Origin of the sequence: Aestuariivivens marinum (assembly GCF_022662175.1) — a bacterium.
Taxonomy (GTDB): domain Bacteria; phylum Bacteroidota; class Bacteroidia; order Flavobacteriales; family Flavobacteriaceae; genus Aestuariivivens; species Aestuariivivens marinum.
This window is the reverse complement of record NZ_JAKMCR010000001.1, coordinates 1208098-1225057: the sequence shown is the minus strand read 5'-3', so window position 1 is coordinate 1225057 and position 16960 is coordinate 1208098. Positions and strand designations below refer to the sequence as shown.

Below are 16960 nucleotides of genomic sequence, written 5' to 3'. Positions count from 1 at the left end.
AAAAAGTATTCATGAAAAAGCTGAAAGTGTTTAAACGTATCTCTAATTTTTTATGGATGCCAATTACCTTATTTGTGTTATTCTTTTCATGTAAAGAAAAAAATATACTAGAACTTGTATATGATGGACGTTCAAACTACGATATTGTGGTTTTAGATTCGGCTACAAAACATCATTACCAATCAGCTCAAATTCTTCAGAATTACATTGAAAAAATTACTGGTGTTCATTTGGAATTGGTGGATGAAAGTTCTCAGAATATAAATAAACACAAAATTTATGTGGGGACTATCACTGATAACAGCTTAGAAAAAGATCAAATCCTCATCAAAGAAGACAACAAAAATCTGTTTATAAATGGAGGTTCGGATAGGGCCCTAAGATTTGCTGTATACGAATTTTTAGAACGCTATTTGGATTGCAAATGGTTAGCACCTAAAGTGGATCATATTCCAAATTCAACCTCAATTACTTTACAATTGCCTATAGCGTATAGTTATAGCCCTGAAATTAAAACCCGAACCGTTCATTCGAAACTGTTTTATACCGATACCATTTTTTCGGAAAAACATAAAGTAACGACCCAAGCATTTCCTTATTATGTCCCAAAAGCAAGGGTGCACACCTTCCATCGTTTTTTACCCGAAGAACAATTTTATAAATCTCATCCAGAATATTTTGCTTTAAGAAATGGAAAACGTCTCCCAACACAACTGTGTTTAACCAATAAAACTGTTTTGGAAATTGTAAAAGATTCGGTACATTCATTGTTTAAACAATACCCAGAAGCTTTAGTAATTTCGGTAAGTAGTGATGATAATACGCAATATTGTACTTGTGATAATTGCAGTAAAATTGATAATGAGGAAGACAGCCATTCGGGTACTATGATTCGTTTTGTAAACGAAATAGCCAAAGCGTTTCCTAACAAGACCATTTCCACATTGGCTTACCAATACACACGAAAGCCTTGTAAAACAAAACCTTTAGACAATGTACTAATTACCTTGTGCTCCATTGAATGTGACCGTAGTGCCCCCATCACTAAAAAATGTACTGATTTTGCAGATGATATTAGGGGCTGGAGCAAACTCACCAATAATATCCGAATTTGGGATTACACTACACAGTTTACCAACTTTTTAGCACCTTTCCCAAATCTCAACACCCTGCAGCCCAACATTCAATTCTTTAGGGACAACCATACAAAATGGGTCTTCGAGCAGCACAGTCACAATCCAAGCGAATTGTTTGAGCTACGCTCATATCTTATGGCTAAACTACTTTGGAACCCCGATTTGAATGTTAATGAACTTATTACAGAATTTACTAATGGTTATTACCAAGAAGCAGGGCCTTTTATAAAAGAATATATAGATACAATCCATATTGAACTGCAAAAACACCCTGACTTTTTTCTATTTCTTTATGGCGATCCATCCCAAGCATTTAATAGCTATTTGAGTCCGGCGCTTCTAAAAGAATACAAAACACTTTTTGACAAAGCTGAAAATGCTGTTACAAACAAGCCTGAAATTTTAAAACGTGTAAAGCAAGCTCGATTGGGAATTGATTATGCCATATTAGAAGCCTGCAGAAAACATGTTTCGAAAGATTTTGTTTTAAATGAAAACTCTAAAACTTTGATTGAAAATTTCATGTATACCTGTAAAGAAGCTAATATCACCTTGATGAACGAAATGGGCTATACTGTCAAAGAATATGGTGAAGCCTATTTAAGATCAGTTGAAGTTGCCATGCAGCCCAATTTGGCATCAGGAAAATCAGTGACATTATTAACCAAGCCAAAAAAATATGCCGACGAAGATCCTCTATCCCTGACCGATGGCGCTTTGGGTGGTGCTAATTTTTATTCCAATTGGCTAGGCTTTGAGGGCAATGACCTAGAAGCTATTATCGATTTAGAAACACAACAGCAAGTATCCTACATTTCAACAGCCTTTTTGCAAGTGACCAACCACATTGTATTCTTTCCTAAACAAGTGTCTTATTATGGCTCTACCAACGGAAAAAATTTTAAGGAATTGGGAGTCGTAGCCAATGAGTATCCATTAAATAAATTAAGTAAAACAAACGATATTCAATACTTTAATTTAACCATTAAACCAACATCGTTTCGCTATTTAAAGCTAAAAGCAATCAATTTAAAAGAAGCCCCCTATTGGCACCATGCTGCAGGGTTACCGTCGTGGGTTTTTGCTGATGAAGTCATTATTAACTAACCATGAAAAAGATCCTAATAATTGCTCTAACTATGCTTTTTACAGGCTTTGTATTTGGACAGAACTATAAAATAATGACCTACAACATACGTTATGACAATCCAAACGATGGTGAAAACAACTGGTCTAACAGAAAAGCTCCAATAAGTAATCAAATACTTTCGAATAAACCAGATATTATTGGAATTCAAGAAGGTTTACATCATCAAATTGTTTATTTGGACAGTATACTAGTTAATTACAAGTATGTTGGTGTAGGCAGGGATGATGGCAAAATCAAAGGAGAATACAGTGCTATTTTTTATAATTCCAATACATTTAAAGTCATTAAAACTGAGACCTTTTGGTTATCTGAGACACCAAAAAAAATATCGGTTGGTTGGGATGCGGCCATGGAACGCATTTGTACTTATGCTCTATTTAAAAACAAAACCAACAAGGAACGCTTTTGGGTTTTTAATACTCATTTCGATCATATTGGAAGTATTGCCCGAGAACAAAGTTCAATACTAGTTGCTGAAACCATACAGCATTTAAACAAACACAATTATCCAGTTATTATTACGGGGGATTTTAATTTAAAACCTGAAAGTAAACCCATTAAATATCTGTCAAATATTTTTAATGACAGTAAATTGACCTGTAGTACCTTGCCTGTTGGTCCAAAAGGAACTTTTAATGGTTTTGATTTTACTAGACCAATAAATGATCGCATTGATTATATATTTACAAGTAAGAGCATTAAAGTAAAAAGATATATTGTTTTAAGTGACATGAAAGACGATAAGTACCCCTCTGACCATTTACCGGTATGTATTGAATTGTTATTATAAAACAACCAAAATGTTTACCTGAATTAATTTTAAAAAACGTAACTAGCAAAAATAATATTAGTTTAAGTCTTATTAGTAGTAGAAAAAAACTAGTTTTTCATTTTTATTTGTTAAAATGGTGGAAAATGATGTCTATGGTTAAGAAAATAATTGTATCCTTTATAATTTTTGGCTTCTTTCAAATGTCTTTCGCTCAAAAAAGCAATGACATAGATTACTCAAAAGAAATAACCGAACGTCCTTACCCTAAGTGGTTTAAAGATGCCAAATTGGGTATTTTTATTCATTGGGGGTTATATTCAGTTCCTTCATATGGCAGAAAAGAATCATATGGCGAATGGTTTTTAAGAGGTTTGCAAGTTAACGATTCACTACGTACAAATTTTATGAAAAACACCTATGGGCAAAACTTCACTTATAAAGATTTTGCACCATTGTTCAAAGCCGAATTATTCAACCCAGATGAATGGGCTAGCTTATTTGAAAGAGCAGGTGCTAAATACGTAATGCTCGTTTCAAAACACCATGACGGTTATGCACTTTGGCCCAGTAAGTATAACAGAAACTGGAATAGTGTAGATGTAGGTCCAAAAAGGGATATTGTTGGGGAATTAACCAATGCCGTTAGAAAAACCGATCTTAAAATGGGATTATATTATTCCTTGGCAGAATGGAACCATCCGCTGCACCGTTGGTATACAGATCCTCATGACAGTATAGGCAACTATGTCGATAACTATATGATTCCTCAATTTAAGGAATTAATAAGCACCTATAAGCCCACTTTAATTTTTGCAGATGGTGAGTGGTTCAACTCTGCAAAACAATGGCATTCGGCCGAACTCATCCATTGGTATTATAATTTGGTTGGCGATGATGCCATAGTAAACAATAGATGGGGAAGTGGTTTGGATGTTGGGTTTTTAACTCCAGAATATAGCGCAGGAATTAAAGTTACCAATAGACCTTGGACCGAAGTAAGGGGGCTAGGCAGATCTTTTGGACTAAACCGTAATGAGACTTTAGAAGCCTATGGCACGTCGCAGGAACTAATCCATCGCTTTGTACAAGCCGTAGCCAATGGTGGTGGTATGATTTTAAATGTTGGTCCAAAAGCAGATGGACAAATTCCACTTATTCAGCAAGAACGACTCATTCAATTGGGCAATTGGCTTCGTGTAAATGGTGATGCTATATATGGATCGGAAACCTATACTATCAAAGAATTGGAAAAAAAGGTTGCCTTTAAACGTATCGACAAAAATATCAACTTTAATTGGGTTAGAAACTCTCCCTTAACAGGTATTAAAGAAGACCATTTTTCTGTGGAGTGGAATGGCTTTATAGTGGCTCCAGAGTCGGGTAATTTCACCTTTGATTTAGAAGCTGATGATGAAGCAGTGGTTTATATTGATGGAAAACAAATTATCAACCTAAACTATTCTGCTAAAGGCACACAATCGGAAGTCATGGGATCAAATAATAGTTCAGCTTCCCAAGGCAAATTAAAATTAAAGGCTGGAATAGCCTATCCTATTAAAATTCAGTATAGAGAAAAAGATTTAAATGCGTCTATAAAATTGTATTGGAGTAGCAATACTGTTGACAAACAAATAATTCCTACATCTTCATTATTTGTAGATGCTACAAGAACCAAACAAGGTTTAACCGGCAATTACAGTTCGCTTAAAACCTACCTGTGTTTTACACAAAATGGTAATAAACTTTACGCTATAAGTTTTGATTGGCCCGAAGAGGAGTTGGTGCTTAATATTCCCAATCCTGGAAAAAATGCAACAATTAAAATGCTTGGATTAGATAAAAACTTAAATTGGTCTTACATTAATAATAGCTTGATTATAGATACAAAAGATATAAAATATGTAGATTTACCATCGCATGATGCTTGGACCTTTGAAATAGTGCATCAATAATTTTATAGCTTTAATGAGTATGCTTAGAGCACTTTTTAAATTTTCCAGCTAAAAAAATAACATTAACCCATGGGTTTAGTAAGTTAAGCCCTTAAAATTAATTATGTTTTATGGATACATTCAGTAAAATTCCAGTCGTATCAAAAAAAGTTTTAATACCTTTTATTTTAGTAACATCGCTTTTTGCCTTATGGGGTTTTGCTAATGCCGTAACAGACCCTATGGTTCAGGCCTTTAAAAAAGTATTAGAGTTATCAAACTCACAAGCTGCTTGGGTTCAAATGGCATTTTATGGCGGCTATTTTTGTATGGCTTTGCCTGCGGCTATGTTTATGCGAAAGTACTCCTATAAAGTAGGGATTTTAATTGGATTGGCGTTATATGCCACAGGTGCTTTATTGTTCTATCCGGCAGCACAATCGGAAAGCTTTTTGTTCTTCTGTATGGGATTATATGTATTAACATTTGGTCTGGCGTTTTTAGAAACTGCTGCCAACCCATATATTTTAGCTATGGGAGCCAAAGAAACGGCAACCCAACGGTTAAATTTAGCTCAGGCTTTTAATCCTGTAGGTTTAATTGCTGGTCTGTTAGTGGCTCAACAATTTGTGTTAAGAAATTTACAATCGGATGATGTAACAGATTTTAGCCTTCTGGACGAAGCCTCAAAAATTGCCATCAAAACTGCTGATTTAATGGTTATTCGTAATCCGTATGTTATTTTGGGCTTGGTTTTAGTTGGTATTTTTGTGTTGTTTGTAGTAAGTAAAATGCCTCAATCTAAAGATGAAGGTGGCATGCCAAGTATAAGTGTTACATTCGCTACTTTGGGTAAAAACGTTAAATACATTTTAGGCGTTTTGGCTCAAATACTGTATGTTGGAGCGCAAATTATGTGTTGGACTTATATATACCAATATGCAGAAGGTATTGGTATAGATAGTGTTACAGCTGGAAGCTACCAACTTGCTGCTTTTATTTTATTTATTGTTGGTCGGGCTGTCGGCACATATATGCTACGTTTTATTAGTTCTGGTAAACTTCTAATGTATTTTGCTTTATTTGCTTTAGCATTTACAGCTGGAACTATCTTTATACAAGGCACTGCTGGGTTGTATTGTCTAGTTATTATTTCCTTCTTTATGTCCTTAATGTTTCCAACCATTTATGGTATTGCCCTAGGCGATTTAACCGAAGAGCAATCAAAAATAGGTTCTGCTGGATTAGTTATGGCCATTGTAGGTGGTGCATTAATGCCAAAATTGCAAGGTATGATCATAGATGCTGGAGGTAATGGTGTTGCCGACACAAAAATTGTTGGTGTTTCTGAAGTAAATTTCTCTTTTATTTTACCACTACTGTGCTTTGTGTATATAGCATGGTATGGTTTTAGGGTATTTAAAAGACATGAAGCTACAGACGACATATTACATGTAACAGAATAAATTAATAATAAAACAAATAATATGAGAATTGCAATTTTAGGATTAATATGCCTGGTAAATTTTTCCTGTACAAACAAGTATAAAGATGTAGTTAATACAGAACAGGATTATCAAATTATACCTAAGCCTGCTTCATTGGAAGTAGCTAACGGACAATTTTTAGTAGATGTAAATACTAAAATATCTGCAGACAACGCATTACAAAATGAAGCTAACTATCTTGCCGAAATGTTAAGCCTTGCTTCTGGAATTGATATTAGTACTGGTGAAACAGGAACCATTCAATTAAAAATTGACGACACTATTGAAAGCGAAGAAGGTTATTCACTTTCTGTAAGTTACAATCAAATCATTGTTTCAGGAAAAACTGCTAAAGGTGTATTTTATGGCATACAAACTTTGAGACAATTAATACCTGTTACAACTGAATCTGCAAAATCAGATGAATTAACCATTCCGGCAGTTATCATTAAGGATCGTCCACGTTATCAATACAGGGGTATGCATTTAGATGTGGCACGTCATTTCTTTCCTGTAGACTTCATTAAAAAATATATCGATTTAATTGCCTTGCATAAAATGAACACATTTCATTGGCATTTAACAGAAGACCAAGGATGGCGGATTGAAATAAAAAAATATCCGAAGCTGACCGAAATAGGAGGTTATAGAAACGGTACAATTGTGGGACACCACCCCGGTACCGAAAATGACCAAAAACGATATGGCGGATTCTACACACAAGAAGAAATTAAGGATATTGTAGCCTATGCAGCCCAACGTCATGTTACCGTTATTCCAGAAATCGAATTACCGGGTCATAGTAGTGCCGCCATTGCAGCCTATCCTAGCTTAAGCTGTTTTCCCGAAGAACCAACGATTGTTACCAATAATATGATGTCTGAAAAAGGAAAACAAATTATTGCTGAAGGCACTCCAAAAATTGTTCAAGAGACTTGGGGTGTTTTTGATGATGTGTACTGTGCCGGAAAAGATGAAACCTTTGCTTTCCTTCAAGACGTTCTAGATGAAGTCATCCCATTATTCCCTTCAGAATATATACACATTGGAGGCGATGAATGTCCAAAGGCAAACTGGAAAAGATGCTCTAATTGTCAAAAAAGAATTAAAGATGAAGGCTTGCACGATGAGCACGAATTACAAAGTTATTTTATTACACGAATTGAAAAATACCTAAATTCAAAAGGCAAAAATATTATTGGTTGGGACGAAATTTTAGAAGGTGGCTTGGCTCCGAATGCCACAGTAATGTCATGGCGAGGTACCAAAGGGGGGATTGAGGCAGCAAAACAAAAACACGATGTTATTATGACACCGGGACATTCATGCTATTTTGATCATTACCAAGTTCATGATAAAGAAGAAAAAGAAAAAGAACCCTTGGCTATAGGTGGAAATACAACCGTAGCCGATGTGTATGCTTATGAACCTACTCCTGAAGAACTTTCTGAAGAAGATAGTAAATATATTTTAGGAGCTCAAGGCAATGTTTGGACAGAATATATGGAAACTACTGATTATGTTGAATATATGATTTTACCAAGAATGACTGCCCTATCGGAAGTAGTTTGGTCCCCACAGAATTCTAGAAATTGGGAAGATTTTGAATCCAGATTACAACATTTTTCAAACAGATATGATGCTATGGGCCTCAATTATGCTAAACACAGTATAAAAGAAAAATAATCTAATTTAAGTTATTGTTTAGGCAATAAAAGTATTACAACTAATACTTTTATTGCCTTTTTTTATAAACTTTGGTTTAATCTTTTAAATTATGTACTTTAGTGTTGGTGTTTAAACCATTATAACTAATAATGAAACTACATTTATTAAATAGAAGTAGCTTAGGTAATAATTCACTGCTAATTGGAAAAAAATCCTTTCCTCATTTCTTAAAAGTTTGGCACTATCACCCAGAATTAGAATTAGTTATTATTTTAGAAAGTAATGGCACTCGATTTATAGGTGATAATATTGAACCCTTTAGTAAAGGCGACATTATTTTAATTGGCAAAAACTTACCTCACATGTGGCTGAATGATAAAGAGTATTTCGAGAAAGATTCCATGTTAAAAGCCAAGGCCATTTCTATCCATTTCAACGAACACTTTGCTGGAGAAGGCTTTTTTAATATGCCTGAAATGAAGTCTATAAAAGAATTAATAAATAGAGCTAAATACGGTATCAAGTTTTCAGGAGAATTAAAGTCAGTTTCCAAATGGATTAAAAGCATTAATAACCTAGGCGGTTTTGATAAAACTATAAAATTTTTTAAAATTCTGCATTTTTTATCTGAACATAAAGATTACAGGCTACTATCCAGTAGTGGATTTATCAACTCATTTGAAATATCAGGAAAAAAGAATTTAGAAAATGTCTATGAATATATTATTAAAAATTTTAGAGAAAACATAACCCTTAATGACGTTGCAGAAGTTGCTTGCATGAATCCTTCAGCATTTAGTAGATTTTTTAAACGTGTTAACAGAAAAACATTTAGTGAATATTTAAATGAGGTACGTGTTGGATACTCATGCAAACTATTAATGGAAGCCAAAAGTAATATTTCTGAAATATGCTTCGAGTCTGGATTTAATAACATTTCCAATTTCAACAGGCAATTTAAGAAAACAATGAAATATTCTCCTACTGAGTATATTAAGATGCACTCAAAAAGCGAAATGTAATTTATAGCCAAAAAGCGTTCTTCTTTTTACATAAATTCTAACTTTAGAACACTATTTTTAATCCAAAAAGGCAAAAAAAGTATAAATAACTGTAGAAAAAAAGTAAGATATTTTATTGGTTTGGTTGTACTATTGTACTAAGTATTTTTTAATCAAAATAAATGAGCAACCATCAAAAAGTTCTTAAAATACATAATAAAGACAATGTCCTAGTTGCTTTAACCGACTTGGAAAAAGGATCAGAGATTATATTTGAAAATCATAATTACATAATTCAAAACCACATTGCCGCCAAACACAAATTTGTCACCAACACAATAGAAAAAGGTGGTAACGTATATATGTATGGTGTATTGGTTGGAAAAGCTAAAAAGAAAATCGTTAAAGGCGATTTAATTAGCACCTCTAATCTAGCACATGCCACTGAAGAATATCAAGTTAATAATAATAAAACCCCCATTAAATGGCAGGCTCCAGATATATCTAAGTTTGTAAACAAAACATTTAATGGCTATCATAGAATTGACGGCAAAGTAGGTACCGAAAATAATTGGCTTATTATTCCATTGGTGTTTTGTCAAAATAGAAATGTAAATGTTTTAAAAGATGCATTGGTTGAAAAACTTGGTTTTGGCAAAAAACAACATTTAAGATTAGATGTAGATTCATTAATTGCTGATTATAAATCTGGGGCATCTAACGAAGTTCTGTTAAAAAAAGACATTTTAAAAGAAAGTGAAGAAAGCTATAAAAGTGATTTGTTTCCTAATGTTGATGGTATTAAATTTTTAACCCATGATGGGGGCTGTGGAGGTTCTACTTCTGATGCTGTAGCATTGTGCCACTTACTAGCAGGATATATCAACAATCCTAATGTTGCCGGTGCCACCATTTTAAGTTTGGGCTGCCAACATGCCCAAGTTAATATTATACAACAGGCATTGCAAAAAATGGCTCCTAACCTACAAAAACCAATTTATATTTTAGAACAACAAAACAGTAGGTCCGAAAAAGATCTTTTGGCAGAAGCGATTAAAAAAACTTTTGTAGGTTTAATTGATGCTAATAAAATAGAAAGAAAACCAGCTAATTTAAGTAAATTAGCCATTGGATTGGAATGTGGTGGATCTGATGGTTTTTCAGGAATTTCTGCCAACCCAACTTTGGGATACGTATCTGATTTAATTGTGGCACTCGGAGGTACTAGTGTACTATCAGAATTCCCAGAGTTAAACGGTGTTGAACAAGAATTGATTAACAGGTGCACAAATTCTGATAAGGCTGAAAAATTTTCTCAAATAATGTCTGTTTACAATGAAAAGGCAACTGCATTAGGGGCTCCTTTTTCAATGAACCCTTCACCTGGAAATATTAAGGATGGGTTAATTACAGATGCCATAAAATCAGCTGGGGCAGCAAAAAAAGGTGGTAGTTCACCTGTAGAGGACGTATTGGATTACACCGAACAAATTGTTAAACCTGGTTTAAATTTATTGTGTACTCCTGGAAACGATGTGGAATCCACTACAGGTTTGGCCGGTTCAGGTTGTAATATCATTTTGTTCACAACAGGCCTAGGGACTCCAACTGGAAACCCTATAACACCTGTGATAAAAGTTTCATCAAATACGACCTTATTTAATAAAATGAATGATATTATAGACTTTAATACTGGTGAAATTATTGAGGGTAATTCTTCAATTAAAGAAAAGGGAGAAGCTTTATTAGACTTTATTATTGAAGTAGCCAGTGGAAAACAACAAACCAAAGCAAGAAAATTAAATCAAGATGATTTTATTCCTTGGAAAAGAGGAATGTCATTATAAAAAAAATACAGATGTCAAAGTTTAGTTTAGAAGGAAAATCAGCAATCATAACTGGCGGTGCCAGTGGTATTGGTGAAGCTATTTCAAATACTTTTGCAGAGCAAGGTGCCCATGTTCATATTTTAGAATTTAATCCCGAAAGTGGTAAGCAAGCAGCTAATAGCATTAAGGATAAAGGAGGTAAGGCCTCCTTTTATCAATGTGATGTATCCAATTACCAACAAGTTATGGATACCGTGAAAAAAATCTCAGAAAACAACGAAATAAATATCTTAATAAATAATGCGGGCATTGCTCATGTTGGTAATGTTGAAAACACCAAGGTTGAGGATTTGGATCGTGTTTACAATGTAAACGTAAAAGGGGTTTACAACTGTATACATGCAGTTGTACCTATTATGAAAAAACAAGGTGGTGGTGTCATTATAAATATGGCCTCTATAGCTTCTTCAGTTGGTCTTTCAGATCGCTTTGCCTATTCTATGTCTAAAGGAGCGGCACTAACCATGACTTATTCTGTTGCTAAAGATTATTTAAACGAGGGCATCCGATGCAACTGTATTTCGCCTGCAAGGGTACACACACCTTTTGTTGATGGTTTTATTAAAAAAAATTACCCCGGTAAGGAAGCTGAAATGTTAGAGGCGCTCTCCAAAACACAGCCGATAGGTCGAATGGGGAAACCAGAAGAAATTGCAAATTTAGCGTTATATTTATGTTCAGATGAGGCCTCTTTCATTACTGGAAGCGATTTTCCTATTGATGGTGGGTTTATAAAATTAAACGGATAAAAAGATATAATATTTTAAGAAGAGTAGAACATAACTATTTTAAGTAAAACAAATAATAAGACAAATAATAAATAACACATGAAATTAATACGATTTGGAGCAGTAGATAATGAGAAACCAGGAGTTCAATTAGAAGATGGCACTAGATTAGACATATCGGGTTTTGGACAAGATTATGATGAATCCTTTTTTGGTGGTGATGGTATAGATAAACTGGAGTTATGGTTAAAAGAAAACCAAGATAATTGTCCTAAAATAGCAGAAGATGTAAGATTAGGTGCTCCACTGGTACGTCCTTCTAAAATTGTTTGCGTGGGTTTAAACTATGCCAAACATGCCGAAGAATCTGGTATGGCCATACCTAAAGAACCTGTATTGTTTTTTAAGGCTACATCTGCCTTATGTGGCCCAAACGACGACGTGATTATTCCTAAGAACAGTGAAAAAACAGACTGGGAAGTAGAATTAGCGATAGTTATTGGTAAGAAAGCTTCATATGTAGAAAAAGTAGATGCCTATAAACATATAGCTGGGTATGTGTTGCACAACGATATTTCAGAGCGTGCTTTTCAAATAGAAAAAGAGGGGCAATGGTGTAAAGGTAAAGGATGTGATACATTTGCTCCGGTTGGACCTTTTATAGCCACTAAAGATGAAATTTCCAACCCCAACAACCTTAACCTATGGTTAAAAGTTAATGGTAAGGAATTACAAAATTCATCGACTTCCGACTTTATTTTCAATGTTGAAGAAGTGGTGTCTTATATTTCACAATTTATGACCTTACTTCCAGGAGATATTATCTCAACTGGAACACCCTTTGGAGTAGGACTCGGGCTTAATCCACCAACCTATTTAAAACCAGGAGATGTTATGGAATTAGGTGTTGAAGGTTTGGGAGAATCAAAACAAGTGGCAAAAGCTTATAAAAAGTAAACCTCCATAAGGTTCGCTCGGTTTTATCAATGCTGAATAATGGCGCTAAATATTAAGATTAATAAGTTTATTTATTAAAAAACATTTCGGTCTACTTAGAATGATAAAACCTTTGCTTGGTCGTTCGAGATAACATATAAAGAAATTCAAAATAAAATGGATTTAAAATTAAAAGATAAAGTCATTATTGTAACTGGTGGTTCCAAAGGTATTGGTTTGGGAATTGTCCAAACCTTAGTAAAAGAACAAGCTATCCCATTTATAGTTAGCAGAAATAAAGCCAGTGTGTTGGAGGTTGTTAACAACTATAAAAAAGAAGGTATCGAACTCCACTATGCTATAGCCGAACTCACAGACAACGAACAATGCAAAGCTGCAGTAGATGCTGTTATTAACACCTATGGTCGCATAGATGGCTTGGTAAATAATGCAGGTGTAAATGATGGCGTTGGTTTGGAGCATGGCAATTATGAAGATTTTATAAAATCTTTAAAACGTAATTTGGTACACTATTATTTAATGGCGCATTATGCCTTACCTGAATTAAAGAAAAGTAGAGGAGCCATTGTAAATATTGGATCTAAAACATCTGTTACCGGGCAAGGAGGTACCTCAGCCTATGCCGCATCAAATGGGGGAAGAAATGCCTTAACTAGAGAATGGGCCTTAGAACTCTTACCATACAGGATAAGAGTAAATGCCGTTATAGTTGCTGAATGCTATACCCCTTTATACGATAGTTGGATTAAAACATTTGATGACCCTAAAGCACAATTAGAAAAAATAACAAGTAAAATTCCTTTAGAAAACAGGATGACAACAGCTGAAGAAATTGCCGATACTGTAGCTTTTTTACTTTCAGAAAAATCTAGTCACACTACAGGACAGCTTATTTTTGTAGATGGAGGTTATACACATTTAGACAGGGCGCTTTAAGCTAATAATCCTAAAACTTGAAATCTAAAACATGAAACGATATTGTTTGGCCCTAGACCTTAAAAACGATCCGAAGTTAATTTCAGAATACAAAACATATCACGAAAATGTTTGGCCGGAAATTACCAAGAGTATTAAGGATTCAGGAATTGAAGATGCTGAAATTTATTGTGTAGGCAATCGTTTATTTATGGTTCTTGAGGTTAATGATACGTTTTCCTTTGACAAGAAGGAACAAATGGATGCCAATAATCCAAAAGTACAGGAATGGGAAACCTTAATGTGGAATTACCAACAAGCATTACCTATGGCCAAAAAAGGAGAAAAATGGTTGCTTATGGAAAAGATTTACGAACTAGACAAATAGAAACACATGAAGGTAGGATTGTTTATTCCATGTTATATTAATCAATTATACCCACAAGTGGGCATTGCAACACTTGAACTTCTAGAAAGATTAAAAGTGGAGGTTGTTTATCCTTCTGGACAAACCTGCTGCGGACAGCCCATGGCCAATTCAGGATATGAAAATGAATCTGAAGGTGCATGCAAAAACTTTGTTGAAAATTTTAAGAATTTCGATTATATCGTAACGCCCTCTGGTAGTTGTGCCTATCATGTTAAAAAACATTATGACATTATTGAACAAACACCTAGCGTAAAAAATGTAAGAAACAATATTTACGAGCTTTGTGATTTTATCGTAAACATATTAAAAATAAAAAATGTAGGTGCTACTTTCCCCTTTAAGGTAGGTGTACACAAAAGCTGTCATGGCTTACGTGGCTTACGTTTAGGCTCTTGTTCTGAAATTGTTGGCGACAGTTATTCCTATATTGAAAATTTACTCCAGGAAGTAAAGGGTTCACAAATTATGCCTCTGTCCCGTGCTGATGAATGCTGTGGTTTTGGTGGAACCTTTGCCGTAACAGAAGAGGCCGTTTCCGTAAAAATGGGTAAAGACAAAATTAAAGACCATCTTGATAATGGTGTTGAAGTGATAACTGCTACAGACACCTCTTGCTTGATGCATTTAGAAGGTTTAATCAATAGGAACAACCAGCCTTTAAAGGTTATGCATATTGCAGAAATATTAAATAGTCAAATAGCCGAAACTATATAAAAGATACTACCATGAGCCATCCAAAACTAGCAAGTATCTTTAATAAAGATGAACAAAAAGTGAATTGGCATGATAAGGCCTTATGGTTTGTGCGTCACAAAAGAGACCTGTCGGTTCATCAAGTAAAGGGTTGGGAGACCTTACGGGAGCTAGGTCATAATATAAAAGCCCATACCCTCTCCAATCTAGATAATTATTTAGTTGAATTTGAGACCAATGCCCTTAAAAATGGTATACAAGTACATTGGGCGGCCAATGCCAAAGAACATAACACCATAGTACATCAAATTCTTGAGGAGCATGGAGCCAAAAAAGTTGTTAAAAGCAAATCCATGCTCACAGAGGAATGTCATCTCAATCCATACCTAGAAGATCGTGGTATTGAAGTTATAGATACCGATTTGGGCGAACGTATTGTTCAATTAGCAAAGGAACCACCTAGCCATATAGTACTGCCTGCCATTCATAAAAACAGACATGAAGTAGACAAATTATTTCAAGAGCATTTACATACCAAACCCTGTGATGGCGACCCTCAATACCTCACCCAAGAAGCGAGAAAACATCTTAGGGAAAAATTTATTAATGCCGATGCCGCTATTACCGGTGTTAACTTTGCCATTGCTGAAACAGGTGGCTTTGTAGTATGTACCAACGAAGGCAATGCCGATATGGGTACCCATTTAGCACCCATTCATATTGCCTGCATGGGCTTTGAAAAACTAATCCCCAAGCAAGAACACCTTGGGGTCTTTTTACGTTTGTTAGCAAGATCGGCCACAGGTCAGCCCATAACAACATACTCCTCGCATTTTAAAAGACCCATGAATGGTAACAAAATGCACATTGTTATTGTGGATAATGGTCGAGCAGAGCAGCTGGGCAGACCAGATTTTAGAAAATCATTACATTGTATTCGATGCGGTGCCTGTATGAATACCTGCCCCATTTACAGACGCAGTGGCGGGCACAGTTACGATGCCACTATACCCGGTCCTATAGGCTCCATTCTATCTCCTGGCAAAGATTTAACCAAACACAGTAGCTTACCCTTTGCCTCTACCCTATGCGGCTCTTGTTCAGATGTTTGCCCAGTTAAAATAGACATCCATAGTCAGTTGTATAAATGGCGGCAAATAATTACCAAAGAAACCAAACAGCCTTTTGTAAAAAAGAAATCCATGGTATTCATGGGTAAACTCTTTTCTAAACCAAAACAATTTGAACGAATTGGTAAAATTGGACGCTGGGCACTTAGGAGCCTACCGCAATCCATGATTAATGCAAAACCTAACGTATGGGGAAAATCTAGAGATTTACCAAAGGGACCTAAGCAGAGTTTTGATGAATGGTACAGAAACAGAATGAAAAAAAGCCAATAAATCATGGGAAGCAGAACCGATATACTTAATAAAATAAAAGCTAATAAACCAGATAAACTTGCTTTACCTACTATTGATCCTTATATCTTTAATGAAGATTTGGATTTGGTTAAAGAGTTTACAAAAAAGGTTGAAGTGGTTGGTGGTAATGTTTACCCTATAAGCTCACTGGACGAGGTAACTTTAAAAATTAATACCCTACTACCAAACACCCATTCAAATTTTTCCACATTAGAAAACACTACTGGGTTTAATACCATCTCTATGGATGTTATTAAAAGACCACACGAGCTAGAAGATTTGGATGTTTTGGTACTACAAAGTGGTTTGGCAGTTTCAGAAAACGGTTCTATTTGGGTTGAAGACTCCGTACTGCCCATGCGTATTTTACCTTTTATTACCAAACATTTGGTTTTTGTAATAGATGAACGTTCTATAGTTCCGTATATGCATCAAGCCTATGAAAAAATTAACGATTTTAATTTTGGTGTTTTCATTTCCGGACCTTCTAAAACAGCCGACATCGAACAGTCTTTGGTTATTGGTGCCCATGGGGCCTTGAGTTTATCTGTATTTCTTTTAAAGTAAGCTTTTCAGTATTAAACATGATCTAAAAAGCCCATTAAACTTTCTTTTCTGTCTAGACTTTTTTTAAAACACCATGCTTTTAAATAAAAAAGCTCCTTGTTTCCAAGAAGCTCTTCGGTGCGGGCGGGGAGACTCGAACTCCCACACCTCGCGGCACTAGATCCTAAGTCTAGCGTGTCTACCAATTCCACCACGCCCGCAATAAGGACTGC

General features: G+C 35.0%; 14 protein-coding genes and 1 tRNA gene. 14 read left to right on the top strand and 1 reads right to left on the bottom strand.

The window, feature by feature from the left end; all coding sequences use genetic code 11:
* Positions 1 to 11 precede the first annotated feature (11 nt).
* From MR053_RS05310 to MR053_RS05245, 14 genes are all read left to right on the top strand, one after another.
* Positions 12 to 2243 carry a DUF4838 domain-containing protein gene (locus MR053_RS05310; protein WP_242131399.1) on the top strand — a complete coding sequence of 744 codons (2232 nt, stop codon included), beginning with the start codon at positions 12 to 14 and terminating at the stop codon, positions 2241 to 2243.
* A 2-nt stretch (positions 2244 to 2245) separates the two neighbouring features.
* Complete coding sequence (locus MR053_RS05305) at positions 2246 to 3076, top strand: endonuclease/exonuclease/phosphatase family protein (RefSeq protein ID WP_242131398.1); 831 nt, start codon at positions 2246 to 2248, stop codon at positions 3074 to 3076.
* Positions 3077 to 3210: 134 nt separating this feature from the next.
* Positions 3211 to 5010 carry an alpha-L-fucosidase gene (locus tag MR053_RS05300; protein ID WP_242131397.1) on the top strand — a complete coding sequence of 600 codons (1800 nt, stop codon included), beginning with the start codon at positions 3211 to 3213 and terminating at the stop codon, positions 5008 to 5010.
* 110 nt (positions 5011 to 5120) lie between these two features.
* Positions 5121 to 6455 (top strand): L-fucose:H+ symporter permease, encoded by a 1335-nt coding sequence (fucP, locus tag MR053_RS05295; protein ID WP_242131396.1) that lies wholly within the window; start codon positions 5121 to 5123, stop codon positions 6453 to 6455.
* 21 nt (positions 6456 to 6476) lie between these two features.
* Positions 6477 to 8162, top strand: a complete 1686-nt coding sequence (locus MR053_RS05290; RefSeq protein WP_242131395.1) for a beta-N-acetylhexosaminidase — start codon at positions 6477 to 6479, stop codon at positions 8160 to 8162.
* A 131-nt stretch (positions 8163 to 8293) separates the two neighbouring features.
* A complete protein-coding gene (locus tag MR053_RS05285) occupies positions 8294 to 9166 on the top strand; it encodes an AraC family transcriptional regulator (protein ID WP_242131394.1) in 873 nt (290 codons plus the stop codon).
* 161 nt (positions 9167 to 9327) lie between these two features.
* Positions 9328 to 10992, top strand: coding sequence for a UxaA family hydrolase (locus tag MR053_RS05280; RefSeq protein WP_242131393.1), 1665 nt, complete (start codon positions 9328 to 9330; stop codon positions 10990 to 10992).
* Positions 10993 to 11003: 11 nt separating this feature from the next.
* Entirely contained in the window at positions 11004 to 11783 is a 780-nt protein-coding gene (locus MR053_RS05275; RefSeq protein ID WP_242131392.1) for an SDR family NAD(P)-dependent oxidoreductase, read from the top strand.
* Positions 11784 to 11861: 78 nt separating this feature from the next.
* Positions 11862 to 12719 (top strand): fumarylacetoacetate hydrolase family protein, encoded by an 858-nt coding sequence (locus tag MR053_RS05270; RefSeq protein ID WP_242131391.1) that lies wholly within the window; start codon positions 11862 to 11864, stop codon positions 12717 to 12719.
* Positions 12720 to 12875: 156 nt separating this feature from the next.
* Positions 12876 to 13655 (top strand): L-fucose dehydrogenase, encoded by a 780-nt coding sequence (locus MR053_RS05265; RefSeq protein WP_242131390.1) that lies wholly within the window; start codon positions 12876 to 12878, stop codon positions 13653 to 13655.
* Between the two features lie 31 nt (positions 13656 to 13686).
* On the top strand, positions 13687 to 14022 hold the full coding sequence (locus MR053_RS05260) for an L-rhamnose mutarotase (protein ID WP_242131389.1): 336 nt from the start codon (positions 13687 to 13689) through the stop codon (positions 14020 to 14022).
* 6 nt (positions 14023 to 14028) lie between these two features.
* Complete coding sequence (locus MR053_RS05255; RefSeq protein ID WP_242131388.1) at positions 14029 to 14778, top strand: (Fe-S)-binding protein; 750 nt, start codon at positions 14029 to 14031, stop codon at positions 14776 to 14778.
* An 11-nt stretch (positions 14779 to 14789) separates the two neighbouring features.
* A complete protein-coding gene (locus MR053_RS05250; protein WP_242131387.1) occupies positions 14790 to 16160 on the top strand; it encodes a lactate utilization protein B in 1371 nt (456 codons plus the stop codon).
* 3 nt (positions 16161 to 16163) lie between these two features.
* On the top strand, positions 16164 to 16748 hold the full coding sequence (locus MR053_RS05245) for a LutC/YkgG family protein (RefSeq protein ID WP_242131386.1): 585 nt from the start codon (positions 16164 to 16166) through the stop codon (positions 16746 to 16748).
* A gap of 118 nt (positions 16749 to 16866) precedes the next feature.
* Here MR053_RS05245 and MR053_RS05240 read toward each other — a convergent pair.
* Positions 16867 to 16948, bottom strand: a tRNA-Leu gene (locus MR053_RS05240).
* Positions 16949 to 16960 lie beyond the last annotated feature (12 nt).

Excerpts from the sequence above, each read along its gene's own strand:
- MR053_RS05290 (WP_242131395.1), top strand. The coding sequence starts at position 6,477 with ATGAGAATTGCAATTTTAGGATTAATATGCCTGGTAAATTTTTCCTGT.
- MR053_RS05250 (WP_242131387.1), top strand. The coding sequence starts at position 14,790 with ATGAGCCATCCAAAACTAGCAAGTATCTTTAATAAAGATGAACAAAAA.
- fucP (WP_242131396.1), top strand. The coding sequence starts at position 5,121 with ATGGATACATTCAGTAAAATTCCAGTCGTATCAAAAAAAGTTTTAATA.
- MR053_RS05255 (WP_242131388.1), top strand. The coding sequence starts at position 14,029 with ATGAAGGTAGGATTGTTTATTCCATGTTATATTAATCAATTATACCCA.
- MR053_RS05280 (WP_242131393.1), top strand. The coding sequence starts at position 9,328 with ATGAGCAACCATCAAAAAGTTCTTAAAATACATAATAAAGACAATGTC.
- MR053_RS05300 (WP_242131397.1), top strand. The coding sequence starts at position 3,211 with ATGGTTAAGAAAATAATTGTATCCTTTATAATTTTTGGCTTCTTTCAA.
- MR053_RS05265 (WP_242131390.1), top strand. The coding sequence starts at position 12,876 with ATGGATTTAAAATTAAAAGATAAAGTCATTATTGTAACTGGTGGTTCC.
- MR053_RS05310 (WP_242131399.1), top strand. The coding sequence starts at position 12 with ATGAAAAAGCTGAAAGTGTTTAAACGTATCTCTAATTTTTTATGGATG.
- MR053_RS05270 (WP_242131391.1), top strand. The coding sequence starts at position 11,862 with ATGAAATTAATACGATTTGGAGCAGTAGATAATGAGAAACCAGGAGTT.
- MR053_RS05245 (WP_242131386.1), top strand. The coding sequence starts at position 16,164 with ATGGGAAGCAGAACCGATATACTTAATAAAATAAAAGCTAATAAACCA.
- MR053_RS05275 (WP_242131392.1), top strand. The coding sequence starts at position 11,004 with ATGTCAAAGTTTAGTTTAGAAGGAAAATCAGCAATCATAACTGGCGGT.
- MR053_RS05260 (WP_242131389.1), top strand. The coding sequence starts at position 13,687 with ATGAAACGATATTGTTTGGCCCTAGACCTTAAAAACGATCCGAAGTTA.
- MR053_RS05305 (WP_242131398.1), top strand. The coding sequence starts at position 2,246 with ATGAAAAAGATCCTAATAATTGCTCTAACTATGCTTTTTACAGGCTTT.
- MR053_RS05285 (WP_242131394.1), top strand. The coding sequence starts at position 8,294 with ATGAAACTACATTTATTAAATAGAAGTAGCTTAGGTAATAATTCACTG.